We start from the raw sequence: 7,245 nt of genomic DNA on the forward strand, positions 1-7,245 counted from the left end.
AGTCCTCTCCTCCCTTCCCATCGTCATCCCCGCGAAGGCGGGGATCCATTCGCCTGTGCGTTGGGGGAAAGAACCGCGGCATCAGCGCCAATGGATCCCCGCCTTCGCGGGGATGACGGCTGGTGGTGGCGTTCTCCCCGCACCGCGCGCCCTGCCCTTCACCCCGCTCCCGGCCCCAGGCCGGCAATCCGAACCAAGGAGTTCGAACGCATGTCCGTGATTACCACCAGCCGTCAGGGCCCTGTCCTGATCCTCACCTCCGACAATCCGCCGGTGAACGCGCTCGGCGCGGCGGTGCGGCAGGGGCTGCAGGCCGGCATCGAGGAAGCCAAGGGCGACGAGAGCATCCAGGCGGTCGTCATCATCTGCGCCGGCAAGACCTTCTTCGCAGGCGCCGACATCACCGAATTCGGCAAGGCGATGGCCGAGCCGTCGCTGCCGGTGCTGGTCGACCAGATCGAGGCGCTCGACAAGCCGGTGATCGCCGCCGTCCACGGCACCGCGCTCGGCGGCGGCTGCGAAGTGGCGCTGGCGTCGCATTATCGCATCGCCGTGCCCTCGGCGAAGTTCGGCCTGCCCGAAGTGAAGCTCGGCATCCTCCCCGGCGCGGGCGGCACCCAGCGCATGCCGCGCGTCGCGGGCGTCGAAGTCGCGCTGGAGATGGCGACCAAGGGCGACCCGATCTCGGCCACCCAGGCCAAGGACGCGGGGCTGGTCGACCGGCTCGCGGGCGAGGACAGCCTGCTCGCCGACGCCGTTGCCTTCGCGAACGAGGTGATCGGCCAGCCGGTCTCGCGCTCCAGCGAGCGCCCGGTCGCCGTCGATGCGGAGACCTTCGCCAAGTTTCGCGCCGCCAACGCCAAGCGCTTCCGCGGGCTCGACGCGCCCAACACGATCATCGACATCATCGAACAGACCGCCGGCAAGCCTTATGCCGAGGGCGTCCAGGCCGAGCGCATGGGCTTCATGAAGCTGATCATGGGGCAGCAGTCGGCAGCGCTGCGCCACATCTTCTTCGCCGAGCGCAAGGCCGCCAAGATCGACGGCATCGCCGACGACATCCAGCTGCGCGACATCAAGCGCGTCGGCGTGATCGGTGCCGGCACGATGGGGGGCGGGATCAGCATGAACTTCCTGTCGGCGGGCGTGCCGGTGACCATCGTCGAGATGGCGCAGGACGCGCTCGACCGCGGCACCGGCGTGATGCGCAAGAATTACGAGGCGACCGCCGCCAAGGGCCGCATGACCGCCGAGCAGGTCGAAAAGGCGATGGGTCTCCTCCAGCCCACGCTCAACTTCGACGATCTCGCCGAGTGTGACCTGATCATCGAGGCCGTCTATGAGAGCATGGACGTGAAGAAGGACGTGTTCGGCCGGCTCGACAAGATCGCCAAGCCGGGCGCGATCCTCGCGTCGAACACCAGCTATCTCAACATCGACGAGATCGCCGCCGCCACCAGCCGCCCGCAGGACGTGGTGGGGCTGCACTTCTTCTCGCCGGCCAACGTCATGAAGCTGCTCGAGATCGTCCGCGGCGCCAAGACTGCCGACGACGTGCTGGCGACCGCCATGGCGCTGAGCAAGAAGATCAAGAAGGTCGCGGTGATCGCGGGCGTCTGCTACGGCTTCATCGGCAACCGCATGCTGATGCCGCGCCAGGTGGAAGCCACCAAGATGCTGCTCGAAGGCGCCACGCCCGAGCAGATCGACAAGGTCCATGTCGCCTTCGGCATGCCGATGGGGCCGTTCCAGATGGCCGATCTCGCCGGTGTCGACATCGGCTGGCACCGCGATCCCAATCGCATCGAGAATATCCGCGACGCGCTCGCCGCCGAAGGCCGCTGGGGCCAGAAGAAGGGCGCCGGCTTCTACGACTATGACGAGAAGCGCCAGCCTTCGAACAGCCCGCGCGTCGCCGAGCTGATCGAGGAATGGCGCGGCAAGCTCAATGTGCCGAGCCACGAGATCACCGAGGAGGAGATCGTCGTCCGCACGCTCTACACCATGGTCAACGAAGGCGCGCTGATCCTCGCCGAGGGCATGGCCCAGCGGGCGAGCGACATCGATGTGGTGTGGGTCTATGGCTATGGCTGGCCCCCATACCGGGGCGGGCCGATGTTCTGGGCCGACAGCGAGGGCCTCAAGAAGATCGTCGATGGGCTGGAGAAATACGGCTTCGAGGTCGCCCCGCTGCTCCGCGACAAGGCGGAGAAGGGCGAGAAGTTCAACCGGTGACCAATCACTCTCCCTCTCCCGCTGGGAGAGGGAGGGAGGCGCGCCGCGCCGGAAAGGTAAGGGTGAGCGGGATAATCGGCTAACATGGCCCCCCTCACCCTCCCACCGCCTGACGGCGGCGGGCCCCTCCCTCTCCCGAGGGGAGAGGGGTTTGGAAGGGAGAGGATGATGACGCAGGATCTCGATAGCTTCCGCAGCGACACCCGCGCCTGGCTGGAGGCGAACTGCCCGCCCGCGATGCGCGAACCGATCCGATCGGAGAAGGACATCGTCTGGGGCGGGCGCAATCCCGACTGGGCGCATCCCGACCAGAAGCTCTGGATGGACCGCATGGCCGCGCGCGGCTGGACCGTGCCCGACTGGCCGACCCAATATGGCGGCGGCGGACTCTCCCCAGCCGAGACCAAGATCCTGCGCGAGGAAATGAAGCGGATGGGCGCGCGCACCCCGCTCAACAGCTTCGGCATCTCGATGCTCGGGCCCGCGCTGCTCAAATATGGCACCGAAGAACAGAAGCTGGAGCATTTGCCCAAGATCGCGCGCGGCGAGATCCGCTGGTGCCAGGGCTATTCCGAACCCAATGCCGGCTCGGACCTCGCCGGGCTGCAGACTTGGGCCGAGGATGCCGGCGACCATTATGTCGTCAACGGCCAGAAGGTGTGGACCAGCTATGCCGACAAGGCCGACTGGATCTTCTGCCTGGTCCGCACCTCCAAGGAGACCAAGCAGGGCGGGATCAGCTTCGTGCTGTTCGACATGGCCTCGCCCGGCGTCTCGACCAAGCCGATCCTGCTGATCTCGGGCTATTCGCCCTTCTGCGAGACCTTCTTCGACAATGTGAAGGTGCCCAAGTCCCAGCGCGTGCACGACGAGAACAAGGGCTGGGACGTCGCGAAGTATCTGCTCGGCCATGAGCGCGAGATGATCTCGGGCATGGGGCTGGACCGGGCGGGCGGCAATCCGCTGATCGAAGGCGCGATCGCGACGATCGGGCTCGACGACCAGGGCCGGCTCGCCGATCCGATCCTACGCGCGCAGATCGCGCTGTTCGAGGTACGGATGCGCGCCTTCTCGGCGATGTCCGAGCGCTTTCTCGACGAGCTCAAGGCCGGCCGCGCCCATCCCGCCCAGCCGAGCATGATGAAATATGTCGGCACCGAGCTGAACAAGCAGCGCCACGAACTGATCATGGCCGCCGGCGGATCGGATGCGCTCGAATGGGAGAGCGAGGCCTCGGCCAAGGGCGCCAGGCCGCGCGCCTGGCTGCGCACAAAGGCCAATTCGATCGAGGGCGGGACCAGCGAGATCCAGCTCAACATCGTCGCCAAGCGCATCCTCGAACTGCCGGGCTGAAAAGCCCTCTCCCCACCGGGGAGAGGGTTGGGAGAGGGGCAGTCCCACAGTCACAAACGGGCCGGCGCGAGAGACTGCCCCTCTCCCCGGCTCTCCCCCGCAGGGGGAGAGGGAGGAATGGAACCATGCCGCTCTACCTCAACGACGAACAGACGATGCTCCGCGACACCGCCCGCGAGTTCGTCGCCGAACATGCCCCCGTCCGCCACCTCCGCGCGCTGCGCGACGCCAAGGATCCCACCGGCTTCAGCCGCGACCTGTGGAAGCAGTTCGCCGAGATGGGCCTTACCGGCATCCTGATCCCTGAAGCTTCGGGCGGGCTGGGCCTCGGCCATGTCGAGGCGGGCGTGGTGCTGGAGGAGATCGGCCGCAACCTCACCCCCTCCCCCTTCCTCTCGACCGCCGTTGCCGCGGTCGAGGCGCTGAAGGGCACGGCGCATGCCGATCGCTGGTTCCCCGGCATTGCCGCGGGCGAAGCGGTGATCGCGATCGCGCATGACGAGAAACCCAAGTTCGGCCGCGCCGTCGCCCTCAAGGCCGAGCGCGCCGGCAACGGCTTCCGCCTGAGCGGCACCAAGCGCTTCGCCCATCACGCCCATGCCGCCGACCTGATCCTCGTCACCGCGCGCACCGCCGGCAGCGATACCGATGCGGCAGGCATCACCCTGTTCGCGATCGACCCCAAGGCGGCGGGCCTCGACCTCCGCCCCGAACGCCTCGCCGATTCCAGCCTCGCCGCGCATGCCAGCTTCGACGGCGTCGAAGTCACCGCCGATGCGGTGGTCGGCGAGATCGATGCCTGTGCCGATCCGCTGGGCCGGCTGCTCCGCGCCGCCGGCGCCGGTGCCTCGGCCGAACTGCTCGGGGTCGGCGCGGGCGCGAGCGACATGACGATCGGGTACCTGAAGGAACGCAAGCAGTTCGGCACATTGATCGGCAGCTTCCAGGCGCTCCAGCACCGCGCCGCGCATCTCTATAGCGAGCTGGAAGTCGCCCGCGCCGCGACACTCAAGGCGCAGCAGCTGCTCGATGCCGGCGAACCGGCGGACGAAGCCGTCGCCATCGCCAAGGCAATGACCGGGCTTGCCACCACCCTCGCGGTGCAAGAGGGTATCCAGATGCATGGCGGCATCGGCATGACCGACGAATATGACATCGGCTTCTACATGAAGCGCGCGCGCGTGCTGGCCGAGATGTTCGGCGACTCCAACTATCACGCCAATGCGCTGGCGGAGGCGGCCGGCTACTGATGACCGACGCGAAATCCCCCGAGGAGTTGGTCGCCGGCCTAACCGCGCTGCTCGACGTCGAGACGCTCGATACCGATCTCTACCGCGGCGCGCGCCAGCCGGGCGGCGTCGGCCGGGTGTTCGGCGGACAGGTGATCGCCCAGGCGCTGCAGGCGGCGCAGCGCTCGGTCGAGGACGGCAAGGTCGCGCATTCGCTCCACGCCTATTTCATGCGCCCGGGCGACGAGAACTACCCGATCCTCTACCGCGTGGTGCGCGATTTCGAGGGGCGCAGCTTCGCCAATCGCCGCGTGATCGCGATGCAGAAGGGCAAGCCGATCCTCAACATGGCGGCCTCGTTCCAGCTGCCCGCGGAGGGGCTGCTCCACCAGGACGCGATGCCCGAGGTGCCGCCGCCCGAGGACCTCCGCTCCGAGGCCGAGCTGCGCGAGGCAATCCGCGATCAGATTCCCGAGAAGTTCAAGCGCTTCTTTCTCCGCGCCAGGCCGATCGAGATCCGCCCGGTCAACCCGCGCAACTGGTTCCAGCCCGAGCCCCGCGAACCGCGGCAACATAGCTGGTTCCGCGTCGTCGCCCCCCTGCCCGAGGAACCCGCGCTCCACCGCGCGATGCTTGCCTATGCCAGCGACATGACCCTGCTCGGCACCTGCATGCTGCCGCACGGCGTCAGCTGGATGAGCGGCGAGGTGCAGACCGCAAGCCTCGATCACGCGCTGTGGCTGCACGAGCCGTTCCGCTTCGACGACTGGCTGCTCTACGCGACCGACAGTCCCTGGGCCGGCCACACCCGCGGCTTCAATCGCGGCAGCATCTACGCGCGGGACGGTCGGCTGGTGGCGAGCGTCACCCAGGAAGGGCTGATCCGCACGCTCTGACAGCGCGTCTGGCAGGTGATCGCTTCCTTTCGCCTACGCAATTATTACGCTTGATTATCCACGAGTCGTGCAGATACACCCCTGACCGGGAGGTTTGGGGTTTTGTCCTATGTCGTATCGCGTGCTCGCGATATGCGCGCCTCTCCTGTCGCTATTCGCGGCGACGGCGCTGCATGCGCAAACGCTCGAGGATTCGGTCCTCGCCCAGATCAACGCCGCGCGGGCCAATCCCCGCGCCTATGCCGAGAAGCTGCGCGAATATCGCAGCTATTTCGACGGTGCCGTCGTCTATCTGCCGGGCGACTATAACGGGATACTCACCCGCGAGGGCACGGTGGTGGTCGACGAGACCATCGCCTTTCTCGAACGGCAGGAACCGCTCCCACCGCTCACCCAGGCCGAGATCCTCGCGCTGACCGCGGTGGACTTCTCCCGCGAGCAGGGTGCGCTCGGCGCACGGGGGCATCGCGGTGCCGATGGCAGCGATCCCGGCATCCGGGTGAAACGGCACGGCGGCGACATCTTCGTCGGCGAAGCGATCGCCTATGGCTTCGACAATGCCGAGGAGGTGGTGCGCCAGATGATCGTCGACGACGGCGTGCCCGATCGCGGCCACCGCAGGCTGCTGTTCGATGCCAAGCTCAAATTCGCCGGCATCGGCTGCGGCCCGCACAGCAAGATGGAGCATATCTGCGTCGTGAACGTCAGCGCGACCAAGGATGGCCGCCCGGTGCGCCTCCGCTACGCCCTGCAGCGCTGATCGGCGGTCACTTCCGGCCGAACAGCTTCTCGATGTCGCCATGCGCCAGCTTCACCCAGGTGGGGCGGCCATGGTTGCACTGGCCCGAATGCGGCGTGACCTCCATCTCGCGGAGCAACGCGTTCATCTCGGCGACCGACAGGATGCGCCCGGCGCGCACCGAACCGTGGCAGGCCATGGTCGCGGCGACATGATCGAGCCGCTCCTTCAGGCTCAGCGCCTCGTCGAAGCTGGCGAGCTCGTCGGCGAGATCGGTGACGAGGCCGTGCACGTCGCCGGTGCCGAGCGCGGCGGGCACCGCCCGGACCAGCATCGCGCGCGGGCCGAAGCGTTCGAGCTCGAGCCCGAAGGCGCGCAGTTCCTGCGCGCGGGCTTCGAGCCGGTCGCAGCCGGGTTCGTCCAGCTCGACCACTTCGGCGAGGAGCAGCGCCTGGGAGGGAACGGTGCCGCCGGCCATGGCGCGGCGCATCCGCTCCAGCACCAGCCGCTCGTGCGCTGCGTGCTGGTCGACCAGGACGAGCCCGTCCTGCGCCTCGGCGACGATATAGGTCTTGGCGACCTGCCCGCGGGCGACGCCGAGCGGGAAATCGGTGGCGAGCGGGGCTTCGTGGCGGGCGGGTTCGGCGCGGGCCAGGGGCGCGGCGGCGAAGAAGGTGCCGGAATCGCGGACGGCCCCGGAATAGCGTCTAAGCCCCTCCTCCTTGGAGGGGTTGGGGTGGAGGGATGCCAGATCATAGCTTGGTCTCGGTGAGACGCTGCCCCACCCCAATCC

At 67.8% G+C, this 7,245-nt stretch carries 5 protein-coding genes and 1 pseudogene; 5 read left to right on the forward strand and 1 reads right to left on the reverse strand.

Translation table 11 applies throughout. The features are described 5' to 3' along the window. Positions 1-210 precede the first annotated feature (210 nt). From CA234_RS21700 to CA234_RS21720, 5 genes are all read left to right on the forward strand, one after another. Positions 211-2,235, forward strand: a complete 2,025-nt coding sequence (locus CA234_RS21700; RefSeq protein ID WP_126002738.1) for a 3-hydroxyacyl-CoA dehydrogenase NAD-binding domain-containing protein — start codon at positions 211-213, stop codon at positions 2,233-2,235. Positions 2,236-2,403: 168 nt separating this feature from the next. Beyond that, positions 2,404-3,588, forward strand: coding sequence for an acyl-CoA dehydrogenase family protein (locus tag CA234_RS21705; protein ID WP_206431277.1), 1,185 nt, complete (start codon positions 2,404-2,406; stop codon positions 3,586-3,588). A gap of 125 nt (positions 3,589-3,713) precedes the next feature. Continuing rightward, positions 3,714-4,838, forward strand: a complete 1,125-nt coding sequence (locus CA234_RS21710; protein ID WP_125977854.1) for an acyl-CoA dehydrogenase family protein — start codon at positions 3,714-3,716, stop codon at positions 4,836-4,838. Further along, positions 4,838-5,713 carry an acyl-CoA thioesterase II gene (locus CA234_RS21715; RefSeq protein WP_125977855.1) on the forward strand — a complete coding sequence of 292 codons (876 nt, stop codon included), beginning with the start codon at positions 4,838-4,840 and terminating at the stop codon, positions 5,711-5,713. Before CA234_RS21710 ends, CA234_RS21715 begins: the two co-directional genes overlap by 1 nt. 109 nt (positions 5,714-5,822) lie before the next feature. Then, positions 5,823-6,473: a CAP domain-containing protein gene (locus CA234_RS21720; RefSeq protein ID WP_125977857.1), complete on the forward strand. Its 651-nt coding sequence runs from the start codon at positions 5,823-5,825 to the stop codon at positions 6,471-6,473. Positions 6,474-6,480: 7 nt separating this feature from the next. Here the strand turns inward: CA234_RS21720 and CA234_RS21725 are convergent. Next, positions 6,481-7,245: pseudogene (locus CA234_RS21725) on the reverse strand (DNA mismatch repair protein MutL); the annotation flags it as partial.

The organism is Sphingomonas sp. ABOLE (genome assembly GCF_003950455.1).
GTDB classification, from domain to species: Bacteria; Pseudomonadota; Alphaproteobacteria; order Sphingomonadales; family Sphingomonadaceae; genus Sphingomonas; species Sphingomonas trueperi.